Below are 23,972 nucleotides of genomic sequence, written 5' to 3'. Positions count from 1 at the left end.
ATGGGCGCAGGAACCGCCCGCCCACAACGCGCGCTGCTGCTTGCACCGTTGCTACCCGTCCGGGTCAGTACTTGACTGGCTCCATGCGGCCGGAGCGCAAGGAAAGCACAGCAGCCTCGGCGATGGCTTGGGCCTTCAGCCCGTCTTCCAGCGACGGCGCGGGAGCCACGCCGCTTTCCAGCGCGGAAACGAACGCCGAAAGGGCCGAGGCATACGTCGGTTGCACGCGTTCGAACCAGCCGGGGTGCAGCCCGTCGTCCACCACTGACGTGCCGGAGTAGCGTGACACTGCCCCGTTCCGGTGTCGTCTGGCTTCCACCATTCCCTCGGAACCCATGACCTCGATGCGTTCGTCGTACCCGTAACCGGTGCGGCGCACACTGTCGATCTGGACCAACGCCCCTCCGGGGAGCCGCAACGTGACGGCGGAGGTGTCGACGTCGTCGTGATCCGCCACGCCGGGTTCCGCCAACGCTGATCCAGTGGCGAAAACCTCCACCGGATCCACGTTGGAAAGCCAGCGGGCCAAGTCGAAGAAGTGGACAGTCTGGTCGCGCATCTGGCCGCCGGAGACGGCGACGTAGGACAACGGGGGCATGGATGGGCCACGGGAGGTGAGTTGGATCAGTTCCACCGTGCCGATCCCGCCGGAATCGACCACACGTTTGAGTTCGGCGTAGTCGCGGTCGAACCGGCGGTTGAAATCCACCATCACGGGGACGCCGCATTCCTGCACGAATGTGGCGGTTTCGCGGGCGCGGTCCAGGTCCAGGTCGATCGGCTTCTCGCACAGGGCTGCAATTCCGACGGCGGCCGCGCGCTGCAAGTGCCCGGCGTGTGTATCGGTGGAGGAGGCGATGAAGACAGCGTCGATCAGGGATGGGTCGAACACCTCCTCCAACACCCCGGCGGCGGCAGCACCGTGGGCCGCGGCGAGGGTTTGCGCGCGCCGCTGGTCGACGTCGTAAACGAGCCGGAACTCGACCCCGGGATGTGCTGCGAGGTTTGCCGCGTGGACGGTGCCGATGAAACCGGCACCAATGAGTGCGAAGCGGATCATGTCAGGCTGCTGCTTTCTGGTGTGCTGATGCGGGGATTATCCATGCGGAATCGTCGTGGTGCGAGGCTGCGACTGCTTCCACGAACTGGACGCCGATCAATCCATCGATCCCGGTAGGGAAAGACAGCCCGCGTTCCGGGAGCGGCGTGGAGTCGCGGCGTGCGCGGAGGACCTCGGCGAGGTCGGAATAAAAGTTTGCGAAGGCCCCAAGGAAGCCCTCCGGATGGCCGAGGCCGACGCGGGTGAGCCGGGACGCGTCGTCGTGCAGGGTGCTGAGCCCCTGTGTGAGGACGGTAGTGGCTCCTGCCGGATCCTGGACCTTGAGGTAATGAGGGTCTTCATGCTGCCACGCCAGGCTGCCCTTCTCCCCGTAGACGCGGATGCGGAGTCCATGGTTGTGGCCAGTGGCGGCCATGCTTGCCCAGACGCGGGCCGGGACATCGCCGGTCAGTTCGAGTTCCACGGTGGCGTTGTCGAAGACCCGGCGCCCTGGCACCAACGTCTGCAGCCGGCCGGAGAGACGCTGGGCTTCCAGTCCCGTGATGTAGCGCAACAGGTGGAAGGCGTGCGTGCCGAGGTCGCCCACGACGCTCGGGAAGCCCGCAATGTCCGGATTGGTGCGCCACGAAGCCTGCTTGTGGCCCTCGTTTTCCAGCGGGGTGGCCGCCCACCCGGAAGCATGTTCGACGTCGACAAAGCGGATGGCGCCCAGCTCCCCGTTGCGGACCATGCGGGCAGCCTGGCGAACCATGGCGTAGGCGGAATAGCAGTGCGGCACCGCAAGGATGGCGTCATTGGCGGCGGCGATGCGTACGAGTTCGGCGGCGGAAACCGAGTCCTGCGTGAGCGGCTTCTCGCAGACCACAGAAATGCCGCTGCTGAGGAACGTGCGGGCGATCTCGAAGTGGCTGTCGTTGGGCGTCGCCACCACCACGACGTCCACACCGTCTTCGCGAACGGCCTCGGCCTCAGCCATTTCGCGGACGTCCCCATAATTGCGGTCCGCCGGCACACCGAGCGCGGCACCGATGGCACGGGAACTGCTCGGATCCCGCCCGAAGATTCCGGCCTGGAGGTCGTAATGGCCGTCAAGCCTCATGGCGAAGCGGTGGGTCTTGCCGATGTCGGCGCCTTTGCCGCCTCCGACCATGCCGGCTATCAGTTGCCGGGTATGTGGTTCACTCATGAAAAATCCTCAAGGACTCTCTTTGGAATTTACTTGGACCGGTCCATAATGGCGGTGGGGAGGCGAAGGCGTCAAGCCCTCTAAGCTTGGATGGGATCTGCCGGAGTGAAAGGAGACATGCGTGACTGACGCGTCCAGCCTGCCCGGAAGCAAGCCCACCATCCGCGATGTCGCCAGCGCCGCGGGCGTCTCAAAATCCCTGGTCTCCCTGGTCCTGCAGGGCTCTGCCAACGTCAGCGACGGTCGCCGTCGCGCGGTCCTCGAAGCGATGGAACAGCTCGGTTACCGGCCCAACCGGCTGGCCCAACGCCTCTCCGGACCGCGCAGTGGCACCATCGGGGTGATGCTTAATGACATCCGGAACCCATGGTTTGTGGAACTGCTGGAAGGGCTCACCGCGTCACTGCACGCGGCCGGCATCTCACCGGTCCTGGCTGACTCCTACACCGACAACCGCGTAGGCCGCAGTTCCGTGGAAACCCTGCTGGAGCAGCGGATCGACGGCCTGGTAGTGGTAGGAACCACCACGGAATCGGCTGCGATCGAAAACGCCTCACGAAACATCCCTGTGGTCCTGGCCGGGACGCGCGAACCGGAACTTCCCGGCGTTGACATCGTGGTCAATGACGACGACGCCGGCGCGCGGCAAGCGACCGGGCACCTGCTCTCGCTGGGGCACCAGCGCATTGCGCATCTCCAGGGCCCGGGCGAAGTCGGCAAGTTGCGACGGTTATCGTTCGAACGGACCATGCTCGACGCCGGGTTGGAACCTTTGGTGGTAACTGGCGGGGTGAGCGAGGAGAGTGCCTATGCTGCCGCGAGCCGTCTCCTGGCCGGACCCCAACGGCCGACCGCGATCTTCGCCTACAACGACATCGCATGCATCGGGGCACTCTCCGCGGCCGACGACCTTGGACTGTCCGTGCCCGAGGATCTCTCACTGGTTGGCTACGACAACACCTACCTCGCGAGGATCCGGCATCTGTCGCTGACCTCCGTGGACAACGGCAATCTCGCCGTGGGGGTGGAAGCCGGGAAGTTCATCCTTGAGCGGCTCACAGCCCCGGAACTTCCTGCCCGCCTGCACCAGGTTCCGTCGCAGCTGCAGGTGCGGGGGTCCTCTGGGGATGCCCCGTCGTAGCTACCGTTTCACTCGGCCCAGCAACAGCACTCCTGCGTTGGCTCCGACGATCAGGACGATTCCCGCCCACTGCGCTGGTGCAAGTTCCTGACGCAGAATGAGGGCTCCGATGACGGCCGCGAAAACGGGGTTGATGCTCATCAGCACGCCGAACAGATTCGCCGGAACCCTCCGCAGCGCGATCAGATCCGCCACATATGGCAGCACTGAAGCCATGATGCCGGCACCCACGGCACAGAGCACCGCAAAGCCATCGATGGGTTGGGTCAGGAAAACTACGACGGCAACCGGCAGGAAGAGGGTCGCCGACACCCCCGTGGCGGCCGCTGTGCCCTGGATTCCTTGGATTCGTTGGCCCACTATCCGGTTCAGGAGGATGTACGCAGCCCAACTGCATGCGGCAATTAGTCCAAGGCTGATGCCGGGAAGATCTGTGGACGCCTCCGGACCGGTGATCGCCACAACGCCCACTGCGGCGGCGAGCGCGCACAGGGCACTTCCCTTCCCTCGGGAACCCGCAAGGGCCACGGCCAGCGGGCCCAGGAACTCCAGCGTCACTGCCAGCCCCAGGCCAATGCGCTGAATGGATGCATAGAGCCCGAGGTTCATGGTCCCAAACGACACGGCCAGGAGAAGTACCGGCCACCATTGGTGCCAGCTCAACTCGCGCAGCCTCGGCCGCACGACCGGAAGCAGGACAGCCGCGGCCACAAGTTGTCGAACAGCAACGACGCCCACAGGTCCCATGACAGGAAAAGCGAGCGAACCGCTGGCGGCCCCCAGTTGGTTGGAGAGCGCACTGGCGACAAGGGTTGCGGCTCCCCCGGCCTTGCCCGCTGCGGCGTTGGTCTGTTCCATGAGGAGATTCTGCACGCCGGGGGTTCAGGCGCTAAATGCATGAATTGGCGTATTTATGCGCTGCGTGCATGAATAAGATGAGGACATGGACGTGGAACTGCGCCAATTGCGCTGTCTTATCGCGGTAGTGGAGCAAGGCACGTTCACCGACGCCGCCATCGAGCTTCGAATGTCCCAGGCCGCCGTGTCACGAAGCATCGCAGCCCTTGAGCAAGCACTGGGGACACGCGTTGTGGAGCGAACCACCCGCAGCGTGGGGCTGACAGCCGCCGGTGAGCGCGCACTGGGCAAGGCCCGCAGGATCATCGCTCTCCTGGCCGATCTTGAACGTGATGCCCGGGCCGGAACGGGGCAGATCCGCATGGGTTACGCGTGGTCGGCTCTGGGTGAGCACACAACCGAATTCCAACACCGCTGGAAATTGCGCTTCCCGCACACCGGGCTTCAACTCACCCGTTCCAACACCCCCAGCGGCGGCCTGATGGATGGAACCACCGATTACGCAATCCTTCGACGACTCCCGCAGGCCGCCGCCGTCGAGCATGTGCGCGTCGGCGAGGAAAAGCGCTACTGCGCCATGTCCACTGACGATCCGCTGGCCCCAAGGAGGTCAGTGTCTTTGGCGCAAATCGCCACATTGCCCGTGGCAATGGACCTGCGCACAGGCAGCACAACACTGGACCTATGGCCGGAGCAGGGTAAGCCCCCGGAGGTTATCCCTATCCACGACATCGACGATTGGCTGACCGTGATCGGCAGCGGGGCCGCGCGGGGTATCACTGCAGCCTCCACGGCACATCAATATCGACGCCGGGGAGTCGCCTACCGGCCGGTGCGTGACGCACCCATGGTTCCGGTGTACGTGGCGTGGCTGAAGAACGACCCGCCCCAGGATCACCAGGCTGTGGTTGCATTGCTGGCCGAGCTCTATCGGTAGGCCGCCTTTGACAGTCGCCCGCCATGGCCGTGAAGGCTGGCGGTCTATGTCCGCAGCGGTGCGTGGTGATGGTTCCGTCGGGCGGCTTGGCTGGGATCGACGTGCGCCGGCGGGATGAACCACGGGATGCCGTTTCTGCTCGCAATCATCCACTGTTCCTTGTGGATGACGTGATGATGGTGTGAGCACAAGAGCACGCCGTTGTCGGTGTTGGTGGGGCCACCTTGCGACCAGTAGGTGATGTGGTGGGCTTCGCACCAAGGCGCCGGCATGGTGCAGTCCGGGAAAGCACATCCTTGGTCGCGGGCCTGGAGGGCCTTGCGGATGTGGGGCGGGAAGATCCGGCTGGTCCGGCCAATTCCGAGGACCTGGCCTTCGGTGCCGAGCAGGACCGGGAGGATATCGGCGTCGCAGGCGATCTTCCGGATGACGTTCGGGTGGATGGGTCCTTGGAAGGTTGATACCGCGCTGCTGAGCCTGGGGTGCAGGCCGCCCGTGCCTGTTGTGCCGTTGCCTGCCGCTTTTGTGCCCGGGTCGGTTTCACCGGCGCCCACAGGGTTGCCGGTTTGTTGATTGGCAGCGTGGCTCTGGAGCTGGTCAAAGAGATCCCGGTAGTCGATGGTGACCATGACTTGGGGTTTCAAGCCGCCATTGGCTGGTAGCTGACCGGTTCTCAGGGCCAACGCGCAGCCACCGACCAGACCGTCGAGGAGTTTCTGGGCGCGGGAGCGGCGACCCGGTTCCGGAATCGGGTTCCTCCCGTTCGCGGGCTCCATGCGAACGGTGGCGGCTACCCTGCCCTCTGGGGTGCGGACCTGAGCGGCTGAACTCCGACCCCTGGTGTCCGCGCCACGCTGGGTGGTATGGACAGCCGTGCGGCTTGGGCCATTTCTCCCTCCCGGGCCGCCAGAACTGCCAGTATTGCGCACCTCGCCCTCAACGAGGCGGGGGTTCGTGGCGGCGTTCATGACGGTGGTGAGGGTCTCGAACTGCTCGGCCGTTGCGAAGATTTCGAGATGATTCAGGCCAAAGCGTGGCTTTCGAATGAACGCACCTTGGAGTTGCCGAAGCACTTCTTCCGTGGGTTCGGCACCGTCTTGGTCAATGAAATCCATCCAGCGGCGGGCCGTCGTGGAAACGAAATCCGTGTCGGACTGGATGGCTGTGGACGTGAGGTCCTTCTCCATCCTGGTGATGGTGTCCTGATCGGTCAGAAGCTGGACGCTGTCCAGTGCTGTGCTGATCAGGGTGGCCGAGCCGCCGGATACCAGTGCGTCGGCCACAGCGAAGGCCAGCTGTTCGCGCTGCGGCGGGACCGGCTCTCCGGCAATGCCGACGCCGGGCAGGACGGCGTCCGCAAGGGCCAGGCGACGCCGGGCTTCCTTGGCTGTGATCCGCAGCCGTGCACGGAGGAAATCTGCAGCGTTCCGGTACCCGTCATCGAGCACAGCGGCAGTTCCGGCTTCCTTGCGGGTTCGCTCCACGGCCCGGGCTGCGACGAGCTGAAGGTACTCCACGGTCCGGGCAATATCCTCGACCCTGGCTGCGAAAGCGCTCGCCTCGCCGAAATCGAACATCGAAGCTTGAGCAAGGATCGACGCCCTCACACCATCCAGGGCATCAACACCGTCTTCGAGGCAGTCCACCGCAGAGTCCGATGAAGACTCCGCCTGTCCTTCAGCCACCTGCCCTCCGATCCCCATAAAGCAAGCCTGTCACGGCCACAATCCCCAGTAACCACGCCAATCTGTGTATGTGGATAACGCATCAACCGCAGTTAAGCAGAAAAAGGCCGCCTGCCGCCGTCGTGCGTTGTAAAAGCACGACGGCGGCAGGCGGCCCGGGCACAAAAGGCGCGGCGCTAGGCCTTAGAGGTTTTCCACCAGCGAGACGTCCCGGACGGCGCCCTTGTCAGCGGAGAGTGCCATGGCCGCGTAGGCGCGGAGAGCCGGCGACACCTGGCGGTCGCGGTTCTTGGGCTTATACCCGCCGTTGACTTCGAGCTTCTCGCGGCGTTCGGCGAGGATCTCGTCGGAAACCTGCAACTGGAGCGAGCGCTGGGTGATATCGATGCTGATGATGTCACCGTTCTCCACCAAGGCGATGGCGCCGCCGGAGGCAGCTTCCGGGGAAATGTGCCCGATCGACAGCCCGGAGGTACCGCCGGAGAAGCGACCGTCGGTGATGAGGGCGCACTTCTTGCCCAAACCACGGCCCTTAAGGAACGACGTCGGGTAGAGCATTTCCTGCATGCCCGGGCCACCGCGGGGGCCTTCGTAGCGGATGACCACCACGTCGCCTTCCTTGATGGTTTTGTTCAGGATCATTTCCACGGCTTCGTCCTGCGACTCGCACACAACGGCAGGGCCCTCGAAGGTCCAGATGGACTCGTCCACGCCTGCGGTCTTCACCACGGCACCGTCCACCGCCACATTGCCGCGCAGCACAGCGAGGCCGCCGTCCTTGGAGAACGCGTGCTCCACGGAACGGATGCAGCCACCCTCGGCGTCGGTGTCCAGGGAGGTCCACTCATTCGATTGCGAGAACGCTGTTGAGGAACGGACGCCGCCGGGAGCCGCGTGCCACAGTGCCTGCGCCTCTTCCGTTGCCTTGCCGCCGCGGATGTCCCAGTCGTCCAGCCAGCCGTCGAGGTCGGCGGAGTGCACTGAGTGGACGTTCTTGTGCAGGAGGCCGCCGCGGTTCAGCTCACCCAGCAGGGCGGGGATGCCACCGGCGCGGTGCACGTCTTCCATGTAGTAGGTCTTGTTTCCGGCGACGTTCGGGGCCACCTTGGCCAGGCAGGGCACCTGGCGGGACTTGGCGTCCATTTCGGCCAGTCCGTACTCCACGCCGGCTTCCTGGGCCGCAGCCAGCAGGTGCAGGATGGTGTTGGTGGAGCCGCCCATGGAGATGTCCAGCGCCATGGCGTTGTCAAAGGCCTCAGCGGTGGCGATGGAGCGCGGCAACACGGAGTCGTCGTCGCCGTCGTAATAGCGCTTCACGAGCTCGACGACGGTGGCACCGGCCTTCTCGTACAGCGCCTTGCGGGCGGTGTGGGTCGCGAGGACCGAGCCGTTGCCCGGCAGGGCCAGGCCGATGACCTCGGCGAGGCAGTTCATGGAGTTGGCCGTGAACATGCCCGAGCACGAACCGCAGGTGGGGCAGGCGTTCTCTTCGATGAGGTTGATGTCCTCGTCGGAGATGGATTCGTCCACGGCGTCGGCGATGGCGTTCACCAGGTCCAGGGAACGCACGGAACCGTCGGTCAGGGTCACGCGGCCGGCCTCCATGGGACCGCCGGAGACGAAGACCACCGGGATGTTCAGGCGCAGCGCGGCCATGAGCATGCCCGGAGTGATCTTGTCGCAGTTGGAGATGCACACGAGGGCGTCCGCGCAGTGTGCGTTGACCATGTACTCAACGGAGTCGGCGATCAGGTCGCGGGACGGCAGGGAGTAGAGCATCCCGGAGTGGCCCATGGCGATGCCGTCGTCCACTGCGATGGTGTTGAATTCGCGCGGTACTGCGCCGGCGGCGAGGATCGCGTCCGAGACGATCCGGCCCACGGGGGCAAGGTGGGTGTGACCGGGGACGAACTCGGTGAAGGAGTTTGCCACGGCAATGATCGGCTTGCCGATGTCCGTGTTGGCGACGCCGGAGGCGCGCAGCAGTGCGCGGGCGCCGGCCATGTTGCGGCCGTGGGTGACTGTTCGTGAGCGTAGTGCAGGCATAAGTACCATCCTGCTGGGGTTTTGTTACCCCCGGAAGACGGTGCTGCTACTAGTAGTGAAAGTACCAGAGTAATAGTGTTGTCAGTGTGAAAGATGAGAGGCGCAAGGAACTGGGGCTTTACCTCAGGACCCGCCGCAACCAGGCCCTGCGCTCCGACTACGGGCTGCCCCCGGTGGGGCGGTCCCGCGAGCGCGGACTGCGCCGGGAGGAGATCGCGTTCCTGTCCGGGGTGAGCGTCACCTGGTACACCTGGCTCGAACAAGGCCGGGACATCAGCCCTTCCCGGCAGGTCCTTGAGTCCATCGCACGGGCCCTGCACCTTTCGGATACCGGGCTCGGCTACGTGCTCTCCTTGGGCGGATACGCCTCCACCATTCCCAAGGGTCCGGTTGCCGCCGATGCACCGGCGCATGTCCAGCGCCTGTTGGACGCCTTGGATCCCAATCCCTCGTATGCGCTTTCACCGGACTGGGGCGTGGCCGGGTGGAACCGCGCCTACGAGGCGCTGTACCCGAACATTGGAACTTTCGACGCCGCCGACAGGAACCTTTTGTGGCTCGTCTTCACCGACCCCTACGTCCGGGACCTGCTTCCGGACTGGGACGTCACCAGCAAGAGGTTCCTCGCCGAATTTCGTGCAGAGACGGGTCAGCGGCTGGGTGATCCGGATGTCGCCTATCAGGTGGAACGACTCAAGGAGGCCAGCCCGGAATTCCAGGAAAGCTGGGACCGCTACGACATCCTTGGCTTTGAGTCCCGCGAGCGCCTTTTCCACCATCCCGCAGTGGGAGTGCTGCAGCTGGAGCACCACCAGGTATCGCCGTCGGACCGGCCGGACCTGCACATTGTGGTTTACACCCCGGCACCAGGCAGTGACGCCGGTGAGCAGATGGAGCGACTGCTGGAGACCGGGCGGTCGTAACCCGGCGTTCCTACAACTGCAGGGACGATTCGTCCGGGGTGGCAAGCGTCAGCACTGCTTCCTCCACAGTCTCGTGGTCCTCCAGCTCCCTCTCGATCCTGCGCAGCACCACGGCAACCTCGTGTTCCGGGTGGTCGCCTTGCAAGTCCACGGCCGCTACAAGATAGAGCCTGCGGGGGCCCACGAATTCCAGGTGGAGGTACGTCAGCCGTGCAATGTCCGGGTGTTCCAGGAGCTGCCGCCCCATGGACCGTTCTATGTCCGGCGTGACCCCCTGCCCTACCAGGAACCGGCGGTTGCGGTCGATCAGAACGACGGCAACAACCGCCAAGAGGACACCGACGACAATCGATCCGACAGCATCGGGCAAGGGCGAACCCGTGACCTGATGGAGGAAGACGCCAGTGAATGCGATCACCAGCCCAGCCAGGGCTGCGGCATCCTCCGCAAAGACGGCACGCAGCGTGGGATCCGAGCTGACAAGAACCTGTTCCAAGGTCCGCCGTTCCAGCTTCCTGGCCGCCTTTCGGGTCTGGCGGAAGGCCTGGACGAAGGAAAACCCTTCCAGGACAAAGGCCACTGCCAGAACCACGTACGCAATCAGGAAGTCAGACGCAGGCTCCGGCTCAATGATCTGCTGGATCCCGTGCATGATGGAAACCACGGCGCCGGCAGTGAACAGCCCGAAAGCGGCAAACATGGACCAGACGTACGCTTCGCGGCCATAACCCATGGGATGTCCCGTATCGCGCGGACGTTGAGAGCGGCGTTCGGCCAGGAACAGGAACACCTGGTTGCCGGTGTCGGCCCAGGAGTGCGCCGCCTCAGCAGTCATGGACGCCGACCCGGTGAGCGCCGCGGCCACTGATTTGGCCGCTGCAACCAGGGCGTTCGCCGCGAAAGCGATGACGACGGTCAGCAGGGTGGAGCTGGAGTCCGATCGCTTTCGTGAGGCAGCCATAGGCTTACCGTACCCAACAGCGCAGGAAATGGACGGCGGACCGAGGTTCCGCAGCTGAATAAAAGAATTCCCGTTTCAGCACACATTTTCAGGATGTGGCGCACTATGGAGGGATGGACGCTCCTGATGCCGGCGGTTTGGCGCAGGACGGTTCCGGTAGCTTCCGGGCTGGACTGCACCCGTGGAGCCGTTATGTGGCATTGGGGGACTCGTTCACGGAGGGTCTGGGCGACCCCGAACCCCGCAGCCCGGGCGGACTCCGGGGATGGGCGGACCGTGTTGCTGAAGAGTTGAGTACGGACCACCACGATTTCGCCTATGCCAACCTGGCGATCAGCGGGAAGCTCCTCCATCAGATCCTGGAGGAGCAAGTGGGTCCGGCATTGGACCTCAAACCCGATCTCATTACTCTCAACGCCGGCGGCAACGACCTGCTCTTTCATAGGAGCGACCCCGACAAGCTGGCACTGGAACTGGATCGTGGCGTGGAAACGCTGGCCTCAACGGGCGCCACCATCGTCCTCTTCACCGGCCCGGACTGGGGCGCGACCCCGGTGCTTGGCAGGACCCGCGGCAAAGTGGCTGTTTTCAACGAGAACATCCGCGTGGTGGCCGCCCGTCATGATGCCGTGATTGCCGATCTCTGGGCTTTGCGCCAACTCACCGATCCCCGGATGTGGGATCCGGACCGGCTCCATTTCTCTCCGCTCGGCCAGCACATCATCGCCATCATGGTCCTGGAGTCATTGAACGTCCCGCATTCCCTTGAACCGCTGGCTCCGCGGCCGCTTCCCGAGCGCCGTTGGCGCGAGGCCCGCGCGGATGACATCGTGTGGGCCCGGGAGCACCTTTTTCCTTGGGTTGTGCGGAGGTTGACGCAGCGGAACGCCGACGGCGGTCGGCACCCCAAGCGTCCACAACCCGGGCCGGTTTTCGGTGCGGCGATGCCGCCAGGCAGCTATGTCGGGAACGATCCCCGCCGTATGACGGACTGAACAACTGACTGACCGGCCGCCGAACAACTGACCGGCCACGCGGCCTGCCGTCTGGCACCCCGGGCGTGGACCGGCGTCGTCGATTCAACGACGGTCAGCTGGCAGGCTGCGGTTCCGTTTGCGCCCGGACGCTCCAGGCCGACCAATCAAGCGGGTGCACCGAGGGGCGGCCCAAAAGGTATCCCTGCGCAGCGGTGACCTTCAAGGCGGTGACTTCCTGCAGTTCTTCGGCCGTTTCGATGCCTTGCGCGTGGACATCTGCCCCGATCTCACGGGCCAGCTCAACGATGGCCTTGGCACGGAGCTTCTGGCCGTCGTTTCCGGCGATTCCTTCAATCAGGTGACGGTCCAATTTGATGATGTCGGGGCGCAATTGCTCGATTCTGTCCAGCGAGACCAATGCGGCACCCGAGGCGCTGATCGCCACCCGCAACCCCAAGGCCCGCAGTTGTTCGAGGCCTTCGCCGGCCGGCTGGGCCGCCATGGATTCCAGGCTGCCCGTCAGCTCAACGATGATCCTCTCGGGGGCCAAGGCGGCAGCGGCCAAAAGGTTCCGCACCCGGGGATCGTGCGAGGTGGCCGGGGTGAGATTCAGAGTGACAAACATGTTTTCCGGGACGTCGTGCGCAGCCATCAGGGCGCAATGCAGCGCTGCAATCTCCAGCTCAGTTCCCAGACCGGCAGCAGCAGCTTCACTGAACCACACGTCGGCGCCCGCACCGTCCTCACCGATGAACCTTGTCAGGGCCTCGACGCCGATCGGGTCGCCCTTGGGAAGGGAGTGGATCGGCTGGAACGCCGTCAGGAGAAGCTTGTCGGCCAGGATCGATTGGATGCCGGCGCGGACGTCGTGGCTGACAGGGACCAGCACGGTTCGTGACGCGTCGGACGATTCCAGATGCAGGCTGGCGTGTTCCAAGTGAACAGGCACGTTGGACGCCGGCTGTGATGTTTTCCGAGTGAGGAGCAGGTGCTTCAGCAATGCACCCTCGGGGTCGTCCGGCCGCGCGTCAAGAAGCTCACGGAGCTTGTTCCTGGCCCCTTCACTGCGCGGTTCAGCGTCCTCAAGAATGGACTCGATGATGTCCAGGACCTGTGCCCGCATGGTCTCTTCATCCGCGAACGGTGTGTCCCCTGCGCCGTCATGGTTGCTGCTGTCCGCGTCGTTACCCGGTGATAGAGAGCCCGCTTCTTGAGCCATCAATTATTCCTTTGTGTATCCCCCGCTGGCCAGGCCAGACAACTGCCGGCCCGCCGCATGAGGGCCTTGCCTCGAATCTTACAGAGAAAAGTGTCACTTGGCTCACACTTATCACTCGAATCACAGGAAGCTTTTAGCGTGGAGCCGCAGCCCACGGCTCGTCCGCCACTTCGATCTCCCGCGCCATGTCATCGAGGAACCGCATCACGGCCACGCGCTCGTCGGGAGTGAGGCGTGCGGCCGCTAGGAACCGCTTCGCCTGTTGCTTGCCCACAGTACGCATAGCGGCTTCGTGCGTTTCCGGGGTAATGGCGATCGCGAGGGCCCGACGGTCGGAGGGGTGCGCCTGCCGGGTGACGTGGCCGGCACGTTCCAGCCGGTCCAGCAATTTGGTGGTTGACGCCGTCGAGATGTTCAGGTGGGAAGCTATGGCTCCGGGCGTGGCTATGACGCCATGGTTGGCACAGACGATCAGGTAATGCAGCGCCCGCATGTCCGATTGGTTCAGTTTCATATATCGGAGTGAGGCCTCCGCCAAGCGCTGTTCGGCGTCGCGGAGCCTCCCGAGCGCTGCCATGAGTTCGCTGATCTGTACGATGTCGGCTTCGGAGAACCGGGAGCGGTCAATCAACTGTTGATGGGGATCGTTGGCGTCCAGATGATAGAGGCCGGATGAGACCGGGAACCCGGCTTCTTCAGGCAGTTCTTCAAGACTGGACATGCTGAGTATGTTACACCTAACTTCCTACATGGTAGCCTTTCTTCTAGCTTGTCTAGCAATATTCGGGCTGCTGTAAAGACTCAGGTTGCAGGAGGAAGGCGCAGTATGAACGCTACAGAGATGGTTGTCCTCCTTGACGACGCCGGCACACCCATAGGCGAAGCCCCCAAAGCAGGGGTCCACACACAGGAAACGCCCCTCCACCTCGCATTCTCCTGCTACCTCCTCAACGATGACGGCGAGGTCCTCCTGACCCGCCGCTCGCCGGAGAAGAAAACCTGGCCCGGAGTGTGGACCAACAGCTTTTGCGGACACCCGGCACCCGGCGAGGACCCCTTGGACGCAGTAGCCCGCCGGGCGCAGTTCGAACTCGGGGTGGATGCCAACCAGGTTGAAATGGCGCTCCCCCACTTCCGGTACAGGGCCGTGGACCCCACGGGAATTGTGGAAAACGAAATCTGCCCGGTCTACGTCGCCAGGATCGCCGGCGATCTAAACCCCAATCCTTCAGAGGTAGCGGACTGGGCCTGGATGTCACCGGCCCTGCTGGCCAACTCCCTGGAGCGCACCCCCTCCGCTTTCAGCCCGTGGTTGGGACTCCAGTTCCCCCAGCTGCTTGAAGCGCGGGTACTCCCCCTCGGGACCGGAGCCAAAGCATGACCGTCACCTCCGGTGCTTTACGCAGCCGCACCGACCTTTGCACGGCGATTGAGAACGAGCTCAGCGGGCTCATCGGCAAGCGGGCCGCCGCCGCAACAACGTATGGGCCGCATTTCACCAGACTCTGGGAACTGGCCGGCCACAACGTCCTGGGTGGAAAGTTCGTGCGTCCCTTGCTGCTCATGGAGACCTACGATGCCCTCAGGGGGCGCGGCACGGACGGGACAGCCCCGCACGGGACAAGCCAGCCCCGCACCAACCAGCCCCAAGCCAGCCCACCGGACACGGGCCACCGCGAAACGGCCATCAGCATTGCGGCCGCGATCGAACTCCTCCACTACTCCTTCCTGCTCCACGACGACGTGATCGACGGAGACCTGGTCCGGCGCGGGCACCCGAACCTCATCGGCTCCCTCCTCGCAGAAGCAAAGTCGCTTTCAGAAACCCAGTCACTTCCCCGGACCAACAGTGGTGAAGGCGCCCGGGAAGGCAGCGACCTCCACTGGGCCCAAACCGGCGGCATCCTCATGGGGGACATGCTCCTCGCCGCCACCCACCAGGCCTTCGCCAGGGCAGACCTCCCGCATGCACTGAGGCTGCGGCTCCTGGATCTCCTGGAACACACCATCAACGAAACAGTGGCCGGTGAGCAGCTGGACGTGGGCCTCGGGGACGGCATCATCGACCCCCACCTCGAGACCATCCTGGTGATGTGCGGCTACAAAACCGCCACCTACACCTTCGAACTTCCCCTGCGGGCCGCAGCCGCGCTGGCGGGCGCGGACTTCGCCGTCGAAAATGCGCTCGCCACGGCCGGCCGCCATCTGGGCCTCGCCTTCCAACTCCAGGACGACCTCCTATCAACGTTCGGGGACCCCCGCCGGCACGGCAAGGATCCCTTTTCGGATCTGCGGGAGGGAAAAGAAACGGCCATCATCGCCCATGCACGAACCACGGCGGCCTGGCCGGACATTGAGCCTTTCTTCGGCAGGCCGGAGCTGAACGGCTCGGAATGCGAATACGTTCGCCGGCACTTGGCCGATTGCGGGGCGGAAACGTTCGTCAACGGACTCATCGAGGAGCAGATGCGGGCCTTCAACGAGCTGCTGACCAGCACCATCCCGCAGGGCGTGTGCAATGTGTTGCTGGACCTCGCCGGGCAATTGGAAGGACGGCAGTCATGAGCCTCGCCTCAGACACCTCATTCACCCATTTCACCCGGACGGCCGAGCGGGCCGCCAACCAGGTGATCGCCGCGTATTCCACCTCGTTCGGGCTGGCGTGCAGGCTGCTCGGGCGGCGGCACCGCCAACATGTCCGGAACATCTACGCCTTGGTGCGCGTCGCGGACGAACTCGTGGATGGTGTCACCGCGGAGGCCGGCCTCAGCTACCAGGAACAGTGCGATGCCCTGGCCCACTTCATCGACGAGACCCACCGGGCCGTCAAGCTGGGCTACAGCAGCGACCTCATCATCCATGCCTTCGCGCAGACTGCCCGCGCGGCCCGGATTGACGAGTCGCTCATTAATCCGTTCTTCGACTCCATGCGCACGGACCTCGGCGAGCGCACCGGGACGCCGGAGACCCCCCTGCGTTTCGACGCCGACGCCCACCAGGGTTACGTCCACGGCTCCGCCGAGGTTGTAGGGCTGATGTGCCTGCGCGTTTTCATGCGGGATGAAAACATCGACGACGGCGACGCCGCGGCTTTGCAGCATGGCGCCAGCCGGCTGGGGGCTGCTTTCCAGAACATCAATTTCCTGCGCGACCTGGCCGATGACACCACCCGTCTGGGGCGAAATTACCTGGGCACCTCCGAGCACCTTGAGGACCGCGACCGCGTGGAATGGGTACGCACCATCCGCGCCCAGTTGGCCGACGCCGACGCCGTCATCCCCTTGCTGCCGCGCGATGCCCGGGCCGCTGTCCGCAGCGCCCTTTCCCTCTTCACAGCCCTGACGGACAGGATCGAGCAGACCACCGTGGACGAGCTCTACCGTTCACGGGTACGCGTCCCGGATGCCGTGAAGGCCGGCCTTGCCGCGCGGGCAGTCACCTCTACCTGGATGGAGCTGCACCGATGACCCGGACAGTAGTGATCGGCGGTGGCATCGCTGGGCTTGCCACCGCCGCCCTCCTCGCCCACGAAGGACACGAAGTCCAACTCCTTGAGCAACGTGACCGCGTTGGCGGGCGCGCCGGCAGCCTTGAGCGCGACGGCTTCCGCTTTGATACGGGCCCCTCCTGGTACCTGATGCCCGGCGTCTTCGACCATTTTTTCGAGCTTCTGGGCACCAGCACCGCGGAACAGTTGGATCTCCGCACGCTCAGTCCCGCGTACCGCGTGTTCAGCGAACCAAACCTCGACGGCGTCCGGCCGGACACGCTAACCGTTCCCTTGGGCAGCGAACAGGTTTTGGAAACGTTCGAGGACGTGGAACCCGGCAGCGCCAGGAAGCTGGCCACCTATCTGGCATCGGCGCGGCACACCACCGACATGGCGGAGCGCTTCTTCCTCTACAACCCCTTCACCAGGTTGCAAGGACTGCTCCAACCCGAGGTGCTGCGCAGCCTGCCCAAGCTTGCGCAGCTTCTGCTGACGCCCCTGGACAAATACGTTGCCCGGCGTTTCCAGCATCCTGTGCTGCGGCAGGTCCTGGGTTATCCGGCCGTCTTCCTGGGCACCAGCCCTTCCGATGCTCCTGCCATGTACCACTTGATGAGTGCGCTGGACCTCGGTGACGGGGTGCAATACCCAATGGGCGGCTTCTGGGAGCTCGTGGGCCGGCTTGAGGATCTGGCAGTCCAGGCCGGGGTTCGGATCCACACCGGCGCCGAGGCCCTCAAGATCACCACCCGCGCCGTCAGCAGGACCAAGAAGGTGGGACGGTTCGACGGCGTCAAGCTTCCGGCCGCCTTGACCGGCAAGGACAGCCGTGAAGTCACCGGCGTGACCTGGCGTGACACCTCCGGGAACGAGCACTACAGCGTGGCGGACCTCGTGGTCTCCGGCGCCGATCTGCACCACACCGAAACCCAACTGCTGGGCGTGCGGGACCGCAGCTACCCCGGTTCCTGGTGGCAGCGGCGTACCAGCGGTCCGGGAGCAGTCCTGGTGATGCTGGGAGTCAAGGGCAAGCTCCCTGAATTGCCGCACCACTCTTTGTTCTTCACCCGTGATTGGGAGGCAAACTTCGCCTCCATCTTCGGTGAAAACCCGGCCATTCCGGACCCGGCGTCAATCTATGTCTGCAAACCCAGCGCAACCGATCCCGCCGTAGCGCCCACAGACCACGAGAACCTCTTCGTCCTGGTTCCCATCCCGGCCGATCCCGCACTGGGAGCCGGCGGGCCGGACGGGGCGGGAGATGTGCTCATAGAACGAACCGCCGACGCGGCGATCGACCAGATCGCCCAATGGGCAGGCATCCCGGACCTTCGCGAGAGGATCGTGATCCGGCAGACAACAGGACCAGCGGACTTCGCCCGTGACTACAACTCGTGGCGCGGAGGCATGCTGGGACCGGCCCACACACTGGGACAAAGCGCCATGTTCCGGCCCCAGAATGCCTCCAAGCGCGTGCAGGGCCTCTACTACGCCGGTGCCACAACGGCCCCTGGCGTGGGTGTGCCCATGTGCCTGATCAGCGCCGAGCTGGTCTTGAAAAGGATCCGCGGCGATCACAGCACCGGCCCTGTCACCGTGAGGCCTGTAGCCAGCAGGATTGGCTGATGGGAGTCCTCTACTTGGCCTCGTTGCTGCTCGGCATCACCTGCATGCTGCTGCTGGATCACAGATTCCGCCTGTTCTTTTGGCATGACGCGAAGGCAGCGGCGATCGTAACCGCCGTCGGGGTTTTGTTCTTCCTCGGCTGGGACGCGGCCGGAATCGGACTCGGGATTTTCCTCCGCGGGGAAGGAACCATAGCCACGGGCCTGTTGATCGCTCCCGAGCTGCCCATTGAGGAGCCCGTGTTCCTGCTCTTCCTGACCCTGTGCACCATGGTCCTGTACACGGGCGCCCGGCGGTTGCTGGAACGGTCTCCCGCGAGGCAAGCGGAGCGGGAGCGGGAGAACGCATGACGTACCTGTGGCTCGCACTTGCCTTCATCGCCGCGGCAGCCGTCGCCGGCGTGATCTTTGCCCGCCGGGGTGCCCGGCAGGGCGAAGCCTCCAGGCATTGGAAAGCCGTGGGGCTGGCGTTCGCCGCCCTGGCTGTGCTGACCGCGGTGTTCGACTCCGTGATGATCGGCATGGAGCTTTTCCACTACGACGCCTCGCACATTCTTGGCTTGAAGGCCGGGCTGGCACCCATCGAGGATTTCGCCTATCCGCTGGCAGGGGTCGTGGTGCTTCCCGGGCTGTGGATGTGGCTGACCCGCCGTCGGAGTGCCGGAGCAAAATCCGACCTCACAGGCCTGGTTCCGCAGGCAATACTGGCGTCCCGGCCGGTCAGTTGGATCAACACCGCGTATCCGTTTGCCGCGGCCATGCTCCTGACCACCCGCGAAATCGACTGGGTCCTGATCGTGGGCACGTTCTACTTCCTGATCCCCTACAACCTGGCCATGTACGGCATCAACGACGTCTTTGATTACGAATCGGACCTCAAGAATCCGCGCAAGGGCGGCATCGAAGGCGCACTCCTCCGGCCCCAGCTGCACCGGCCAATGCTGTGGCTCGCCGCCGTCACCAACGTGCCGTTCCTGCTGGTCCTCGCCTTCGCCGGCGGACCGGCAGTGTGGCTGAGCCTGGCCGTGAGTGCCTTCGCCGTGGTGGCCTACTCCGTGGCGGGACTCCGCTTCAAGGAACGCCCCGTCCTGGACTCGCTGACGTCGAGTACGCACTTCGTGAGTCCCGCCGTCGTCGGTTTGGCCCTCGCCGGTGCCGAGGTGACGCCCGGCCTCCTCCTTCTGCTGGCCGCGTTCTTCCTCTGGGGCATGGCCGCCCACGCCTTCGGTGCCGTACAGGACATCGAGCCCGACCGGCAGGCGGGCATCGGCTCCATCGCAACGGTCATCGGTGCCCGCCGGACGGTGCGGCTCGCCGTCGTCCTGTGGTTTGTTGCGGGACTGGCGATGCTGGCCACGCCGTGGCCCGGGCCGCTGGCGGCTATCATCGCCGTCCCGTACATCGTTAATTGCGCACCGTACTGGAACGTCACGGATACGACGGCGGCACGCACCAATGTGGCATGGCGGCGGTTTATCTGGCTCAACTACGGTTCAGGATTCCTGGTGACCCTGATCTTCATCCTGCAGTGGGGCCTGACGTCATGACCCGGACGGTTCTCCGGGCTCTTCGTCGATGGTGTCCAACGCCTCCCGCATATGCTGCAGGAAATCCACCACGACCCGTGACTCGTCCGGGCTCAGCGCAGACGCTGCGTCCAACATCCGGCGGTGCATCCCGCCCAGGGTGTGCCGGACTTCCTGGTCCGATCCCGGGGTGGCCTTCAGGATCAGCGCGCGACGATCGGTGGGATGGGGTTCACGGCGGATGTGGCCGGACTCCACCAGACGGTCAATCAAGGTGGTCATGGACGCCGACGTTATTCCCAGCTTGTCGCCCAGGTCCTTCGGCTTCATCACTTTGCCGTCGGCTTCCGCCTCAAAAAGGTACCGCAGGGCCAGCAAGTCTTTCTCGCCCATCCCCATGGACGAGCGGGTCCTGCGGCGCATCGCTTGTTCGGAGGCTCGATAGTCCCGCAGCGCGTTCAGGACATCGATGGCGATGGCCTTCTGCCCGGGGTCTTTCCCGTACCAATAGCCCTTTGCGTGGCCTTCCGAATCCATCCGATGTTCCTTCGATAAGCATAAAGCTCGCTTCACTAGCAATTTGATACTAAGTCACGGACACCCCGAATGCATGAATCCGCACATCCCATCAGGAAAGAGGCGCAGCATATGGCAACCGGAAGCCCCGATCCCACACGACAGATCGCTGTAACGGCGAGTCTGGCTGTCTGCATTGTTGGCTCGATGATCGGAGTCGGAGTCTTTGGCGGCACGCCCATTGCCCAGGCCGCGGGCGGTGCCCTGGCCGCTGATTCCACCCTCCTGGCGCCGGCCACGCCCGCGTTCTCCATCTGGTCCGTGGTTTACACCGGACTGGTTGCCTACACCGTGTGGCAGTGGTTGCCGTCCCAGCGTTCCAGTAACCGGCAGCGGGCGTTGGGCTGGGTGGTTGCCGCGTCGATGATCCTGAATGCGGCATGGATCTTGTCAGTGCAGGCGGGATGGCTTTTTGTCAGCGTCCTGGTGATCCTGGCACTCCTTGCGACCCTCGTCCTGGCGTTTCTCCGCTACAGCCGGACCCGCGCGTCCTCATGGGTGGAGGCCGTTGTGGTGGACGGAACTTTGGGCCTCTATCTTGGGTGGACCAGCGTGGCGGTGTGCGCCAATATCGCTGCCGCTTTGAAGGCTGCCGGATTCTCCGGATTCGGCCTGCAACCCGAGGTGTGGTCCGTTGCCGTGCTGGTGGTGGTGGCGGTCATTGGCGTCGCCTTGGCCTTCAAAGGCCATGGCCGTCTCGCCCTCGCTGCGGCCATCACGTGGGGCCTGGTATGGATCACGGTTGGCCGCAGCTCGGACGCACCTGAGTCATTCCCGACGGCGGTCGCGGCCGCCGTCGCAGCTGCACTGGTCCTGGGTGCTGCGATCGCGGTAAGGACGCGGGTGGCCTTGGCCGGGGCAGGTACCCGGAGTTCGTCCTCCCCGCTGCAATAGCCCGGCGGCCTTGGCACGGGTTGCTTCAGCCTGCGATGAGCTCCTTCACCGGGCCTTCGTGCAACGCCAGATAGACATCGTCCCGGACTTGGTTGGCTTCCGGATCCGTCATCGTGCGGCCGAGAGGCCGCAAGACGAGCCGGATCAGCGCGTTGGCCTGCCCGGCGAGGATCTGCAAACGGTCCCGCGCTCTGGCAGGAAGCTCGTCGTACGCAGTCAAGGCCATCAGTTCGACGCTTTCCAGGTCCTCCGCCCGGTAACCCAGAGCCGTCCGCACCCGGTCTCCGAGCACTTCGCCATCCATATCCGCGGCAACGACGATTGAGATGTCCCTGCTGATGGACGGCATGTGGGACACCGGTCTCCACGGTGAGAGGTCCAGCATCTGCTGTTGAATCCGGGGATCGTCCGAGCTGAGCAATCTGATGTCGGGAACGCCCTTGCGGAGCATCAGGGCCCGGTCCAAGCCCATCCCGAGAGCCAGTCCCGACCAGTGACCGGGGTTCAATCCGGCATCCAGGAACAGCTGTGGGGCCATCAGCCCGCACTCCGCAAGCTCCAGCCACTCACCGTTCATACGCACATCGAGCTGCAGGCCGTTGTGCGTGTAGGGATGGGTTGCCGGAACCGTCCGCCACTCCGCGCCCGGCAGCACAGCGTTCACCAGCGAGGCAACCATTTCCCCTAGATGGGAGGCCGTCAGCGTCTCCTTGGAAGAGACGCGCCACAAATCCACTTGGTGCGGCGTCCCTACATGGGTCCGGTCAATGGCGTCCCGACGATAAACCACGCCGGGGATTGCCCAGAGCTCGTCGAGGGACCCATCCGGATCCAGCGAACGCAGCAACGACGGGATGGACGCGGAGGTGTGACTGCGCAGCATGACGGTAGGGCTGATGTAGCGGGAGTACTTCTGGTCGCGCGTGACGTCCGCGGCGCTGAAGCCGAGCCGATCGTAATTGTCGGAAACGCTGACCAAGGGACTATGGCGGATGATCCGCTCCGACACGTTCCACTGCCCGCGCAGGCCGCGCACGGTGTCATGGAGGAGTTGCTGCATGGCGTGCGGGCCTTGGTCCGGATTGGAGAGGTCCCGGATGGTCAGGGCTTCATGGAGTTCTGTGGGTTTGAGATATGAAGGCATGGCTGGTCCTTGGATTCGGTGTGGGTGGAGGTCTCCTCCCCCGACCCTCTCCGTGCCAGGACCTAGGCGCGCGCCAAACAGCCCTCGCGACCGGAGACCGGTCGGGGGCAAGTAAATCGACGCAATGAAGGCATGGGCCGACTATACCCGGGTCCGTGGCGACTGCACAGGGCACCGGACCTATGGCAAGGCCCGGAAGCCTTACTGCAGACCGCTTGACAGGCCCGCACCGGACAACCCGTGATGGGCTTGGTCACAGTCAGGTTGACCCTAACGGTGCACGAGCCGGTACACCGACACGTGGCTCCTGGACTCGGCCGTGAAGTCGCTGCGGTCCCAGTCCGCCCACCTGGATTCGAGCTGGAACCCGGCTATCCGCGCCATGAGGTCCAGTTCGCTGGGCCAGATGTAGCGGTGTGGCGTCCGGCTGATGCGCGCATCCCTGCCGTCGGACAGGCCCGGGCCGAAGCGCACGTGGTGGGAGATGACATGCTGGCGAAGAACGTCATAGCTGTCCACCAAGAGGTAACCAGGCTGGCTCACTTCAACTGTTCCACCGTGTCCGGGCGGCAGTGAGCGCAGCTGCGGCACCCACAGCTCAATGACGAAACGACCGCCTGGCGCCAGATGCCTGGCCGCGTTCTGGAAGCAGCGGACCTGCTCCTCCTGGGTCAGGAGGTTGGCGATGGTGTTGAACACCAGGTACGCCAACGTGAACTCGCCCTGCACCTGCGCTTCGGCCATGTCGCCCTGAACCACCGGGATGGTGGCCGCGTCTGCCTTCGACCGCAGCCGCCGGATCATCGCGTGGGAAAGTTCTATGCCGCTCACGGGCACACCTGCTTCGACGAGGGGCACCGCCACCCTGCCGGTACCGATCGCGAATTCGACGACGGCACCGTCACCGGCGAGTTCCGACAACACCTGAACGGTGGGGCCCAGCACGTCGGGCGAGAACATGCCTTCACCGGGGGTGTCGTACTGCTGCGCGGTTTCTTCGTTCCAGAGCTCCTGCTGGTCGGTCATCCTGCCACTATTGCAGGTCCCGGCAACCGCGCGTAACGATTGACATGACATAACTCACATTCTGTAAGCTGGATTCAGAGTCACGCAGTCGGCTTTCATCGCTCTCATCAGGGAGGTCCTCATGGCCCCCAATTCCTTCAAAGCCAACATTCTTCTCACCCATGGTGTCGCAGCTTCCGCAGCCTCCGTTGCTCGACGAAGAGCAGCAGTCACCCAAGGAAGCCATGGCGCAGCCAACAAACCCGACGCCCTGCTGGGTGCCATAGCCGTAAGGCAGCTTTTTCACCGCTGGCCGCTGGTGCCCTCCCGCGAACTGGAGAGGATCCGCCACGTCCTCCTTCACTGCGACCAGCTGGGTTCCCCGGACACCCACCACCTGTCCGAGCCGGCCCAAGCGCTGCTGGAACTGATCAACAGCGAGTTGGACCGGCGTCGAACCGCGGAAGGCCGCCCGCAGGCGCCCGCAGCAGAGGCACCCGCCACCAGGAAGGGGGCGGCGTAAATGGCCGGCCACTTTGAACTGTTCGACGAATCAGGCGGTGATTGCCGGGTCCGCCTCGTCGATGCCGACGGGACTGAACTCGCGCTCTCCATCTGTTTCCAGGACAGGGCCACGGCAGCCAAAGCCATTTATTCGCTGCGGGAAATCGCGGCGAGTGGCCTGATTGAAGACCACACGTCGCGGGCTTCCTGAACGG

The 23,972-nt window shown here is 64.5% G+C and carries 24 protein-coding genes; 13 read left to right on the top strand and 11 right to left on the bottom strand.

Features of this window, described 5'->3' with window-relative positions; all coding sequences use genetic code 11:
- Positions 1-64: 64 nt before the first annotated feature.
- Both JMY29_RS01695 and JMY29_RS01690 read right to left on the bottom strand, forming a co-directional pair.
- A complete protein-coding gene (locus tag JMY29_RS01695) occupies positions 65-1,060 on the bottom strand; it encodes a Gfo/Idh/MocA family protein (protein ID WP_189076424.1) in 996 nt (331 codons plus the stop codon).
- A gap of 1 nt (position 1,061) precedes the next feature.
- The gene (locus JMY29_RS01690; RefSeq protein WP_189076423.1) at positions 1,062-2,246 is read right to left on the bottom strand and encodes a Gfo/Idh/MocA family protein; all 1,185 of its coding nucleotides are present in this window, start codon (positions 2,244-2,246) and stop codon (positions 1,062-1,064) included.
- 121 nt (positions 2,247-2,367) lie between these two features.
- Between JMY29_RS01690 and JMY29_RS01685 the strand changes: the two genes are divergently transcribed.
- Complete coding sequence (locus tag JMY29_RS01685) at positions 2,368-3,387, top strand: LacI family DNA-binding transcriptional regulator (protein ID WP_039239346.1); 1,020 nt, start codon at positions 2,368-2,370, stop codon at positions 3,385-3,387.
- Here JMY29_RS01685 and JMY29_RS01680 read toward each other — a convergent pair whose 3' ends face one another.
- A complete protein-coding gene (locus JMY29_RS01680) occupies positions 3,388-4,245 on the bottom strand; it encodes an EamA family transporter (RefSeq protein WP_039239372.1) in 858 nt (285 codons plus the stop codon).
- An 85-nt stretch (positions 4,246-4,330) separates the two neighbouring features.
- Between JMY29_RS01680 and JMY29_RS01675 the strand changes: the two genes are divergently transcribed.
- Entirely contained in the window at positions 4,331-5,182 is an 852-nt protein-coding gene (locus tag JMY29_RS01675; RefSeq protein WP_079582353.1) for a LysR family transcriptional regulator, read from the top strand.
- 44 nt (positions 5,183-5,226) lie between these two features.
- On the opposite strand, the gene JMY29_RS01670 is transcribed toward JMY29_RS01675, so the two are convergent.
- Positions 5,227-6,885, bottom strand: coding sequence for an HNH endonuclease signature motif containing protein (locus tag JMY29_RS01670; protein WP_189076422.1), 1,659 nt, complete (start codon positions 6,883-6,885; stop codon positions 5,227-5,229).
- Positions 6,886-7,050: 165 nt separating this feature from the next.
- Positions 7,051-8,913, bottom strand: a complete 1,863-nt coding sequence (gene ilvD, locus JMY29_RS01665; protein WP_189076421.1) for a dihydroxy-acid dehydratase — start codon at positions 8,911-8,913, stop codon at positions 7,051-7,053.
- Positions 8,914-8,999: 86 nt separating this feature from the next.
- On the opposite strand from ilvD, the gene JMY29_RS01660 reads away from it, so the two are divergent.
- Entirely contained in the window at positions 9,000-9,836 is an 837-nt protein-coding gene (locus tag JMY29_RS01660; protein WP_064723575.1) for a helix-turn-helix transcriptional regulator, read from the top strand.
- A 10-nt stretch (positions 9,837-9,846) separates the two neighbouring features.
- On the opposite strand, the gene JMY29_RS01655 is transcribed toward JMY29_RS01660, so the two are convergent.
- The gene (locus tag JMY29_RS01655) at positions 9,847-10,797 is read right to left on the bottom strand and encodes a cation diffusion facilitator family transporter (RefSeq protein WP_189076420.1); all 951 of its coding nucleotides are present in this window, start codon (positions 10,795-10,797) and stop codon (positions 9,847-9,849) included.
- Positions 10,798-10,910: 113 nt separating this feature from the next.
- Here JMY29_RS01655 and JMY29_RS01650 point away from each other — a divergent pair, with 113 nt between their 5' ends.
- Complete coding sequence (locus JMY29_RS01650; protein WP_018778906.1) at positions 10,911-11,792, top strand: SGNH/GDSL hydrolase family protein; 882 nt, start codon at positions 10,911-10,913, stop codon at positions 11,790-11,792.
- A 94-nt stretch (positions 11,793-11,886) separates the two neighbouring features.
- Here JMY29_RS01650 and JMY29_RS01645 read toward each other — a convergent pair whose 3' ends face one another.
- Together JMY29_RS01645 and JMY29_RS01640 are read right to left on the bottom strand one after the other, a co-directional pair.
- On the bottom strand, positions 11,887-12,993 hold the full coding sequence (locus JMY29_RS01645) for an EAL domain-containing protein (RefSeq protein WP_189076419.1): 1,107 nt from the start codon (positions 12,991-12,993) through the stop codon (positions 11,887-11,889).
- Positions 12,994-13,126: 133 nt separating this feature from the next.
- Positions 13,127-13,714: a MarR family winged helix-turn-helix transcriptional regulator gene (locus JMY29_RS01640; protein ID WP_189076418.1), complete on the bottom strand. Its 588-nt coding sequence runs from the start codon at positions 13,712-13,714 to the stop codon at positions 13,127-13,129.
- A 105-nt stretch (positions 13,715-13,819) separates the two neighbouring features.
- Here JMY29_RS01640 and idi point away from each other — a divergent pair, with 105 nt between their 5' ends.
- The 6 genes from idi to JMY29_RS01610 are packed head-to-tail and all read left to right on the top strand — an operon-like array spanning position 13,820 to position 19,655.
- Entirely contained in the window at positions 13,820-14,374 is a 555-nt protein-coding gene (idi, locus tag JMY29_RS01635) for an isopentenyl-diphosphate Delta-isomerase (protein WP_039239340.1), read from the top strand.
- On the top strand, positions 14,371-15,558 hold the full coding sequence (locus JMY29_RS01630; RefSeq protein WP_189076417.1) for a polyprenyl synthetase family protein: 1,188 nt from the start codon (positions 14,371-14,373) through the stop codon (positions 15,556-15,558). Before idi ends, JMY29_RS01630 begins: the two co-directional genes overlap by 4 nt.
- A complete protein-coding gene (locus JMY29_RS01625) occupies positions 15,555-16,460 on the top strand; it encodes a phytoene/squalene synthase family protein (protein ID WP_055977341.1) in 906 nt (301 codons plus the stop codon). The genes JMY29_RS01630 and JMY29_RS01625 overlap by 4 nt, the downstream gene beginning before the upstream one ends.
- Complete coding sequence (gene crtI / locus JMY29_RS01620) at positions 16,457-18,109, top strand: phytoene desaturase family protein (protein ID WP_189076416.1); 1,653 nt, start codon at positions 16,457-16,459, stop codon at positions 18,107-18,109. Before JMY29_RS01625 ends, crtI begins: the two co-directional genes overlap by 4 nt.
- A complete protein-coding gene (locus JMY29_RS01615; protein ID WP_018778913.1) occupies positions 18,109-18,459 on the top strand; it encodes a lycopene cyclase domain-containing protein in 351 nt (116 codons plus the stop codon). The genes crtI and JMY29_RS01615 overlap by 1 nt, the downstream gene beginning before the upstream one ends.
- The gene (locus JMY29_RS01610) at positions 18,456-19,655 is read left to right on the top strand and encodes a prenyltransferase (protein ID WP_189076415.1); all 1,200 of its coding nucleotides are present in this window, start codon (positions 18,456-18,458) and stop codon (positions 19,653-19,655) included. Before JMY29_RS01615 ends, JMY29_RS01610 begins: the two co-directional genes overlap by 4 nt.
- Here JMY29_RS01610 and JMY29_RS01605 read toward each other — a convergent pair.
- Positions 19,650-20,171 (bottom strand): MarR family winged helix-turn-helix transcriptional regulator, encoded by a 522-nt coding sequence (locus JMY29_RS01605; RefSeq protein ID WP_018778915.1) that lies wholly within the window; start codon positions 20,169-20,171, stop codon positions 19,650-19,652. The two genes, JMY29_RS01610 and JMY29_RS01605, sit on opposite strands and share 6 nt — an antisense overlap.
- Before the next feature lie 111 nt (positions 20,172-20,282).
- Between JMY29_RS01605 and JMY29_RS01600 the strand changes: the two genes are divergently transcribed.
- Positions 20,283-21,104 (top strand): tryptophan-rich sensory protein, encoded by an 822-nt coding sequence (locus tag JMY29_RS01600; RefSeq protein WP_189076414.1) that lies wholly within the window; start codon positions 20,283-20,285, stop codon positions 21,102-21,104.
- Between the two features lie 25 nt (positions 21,105-21,129).
- Here JMY29_RS01600 and srmL read toward each other — a convergent pair whose 3' ends face one another.
- The gene (srmL, locus tag JMY29_RS01595) at positions 21,130-22,248 is read right to left on the bottom strand and encodes a PheS-related mystery ligase SrmL (RefSeq protein WP_110505960.1); all 1,119 of its coding nucleotides are present in this window, start codon (positions 22,246-22,248) and stop codon (positions 21,130-21,132) included.
- 270 nt (positions 22,249-22,518) lie between these two features.
- Positions 22,519-23,274, bottom strand: a complete 756-nt coding sequence (locus tag JMY29_RS01590; protein WP_189076413.1) for a class I SAM-dependent methyltransferase — start codon at positions 23,272-23,274, stop codon at positions 22,519-22,521.
- 121 nt (positions 23,275-23,395) lie between these two features.
- Between JMY29_RS01590 and JMY29_RS01585 the strand changes: the two genes are divergently transcribed.
- Together JMY29_RS01585 and JMY29_RS01580 are read left to right on the top strand one after the other, a co-directional pair.
- Positions 23,396-23,776, top strand: coding sequence for a hypothetical protein (locus tag JMY29_RS01585; protein ID WP_018778919.1), 381 nt, complete (start codon positions 23,396-23,398; stop codon positions 23,774-23,776).
- The gene (locus tag JMY29_RS01580; protein WP_018778920.1) at positions 23,777-23,968 is read left to right on the top strand and encodes a YegP family protein; all 192 of its coding nucleotides are present in this window, start codon (positions 23,777-23,779) and stop codon (positions 23,966-23,968) included.
- Positions 23,969-23,972 lie beyond the last annotated feature (4 nt).

Origin of the sequence: Paenarthrobacter nicotinovorans (genome assembly GCF_021919345.1) — a bacterium.
Classification (GTDB): domain Bacteria; phylum Actinomycetota; class Actinomycetes; order Actinomycetales; family Micrococcaceae; genus Arthrobacter; species Arthrobacter nicotinovorans.
This window is presented reverse-complemented; position numbering and strand designations above follow the sequence as displayed.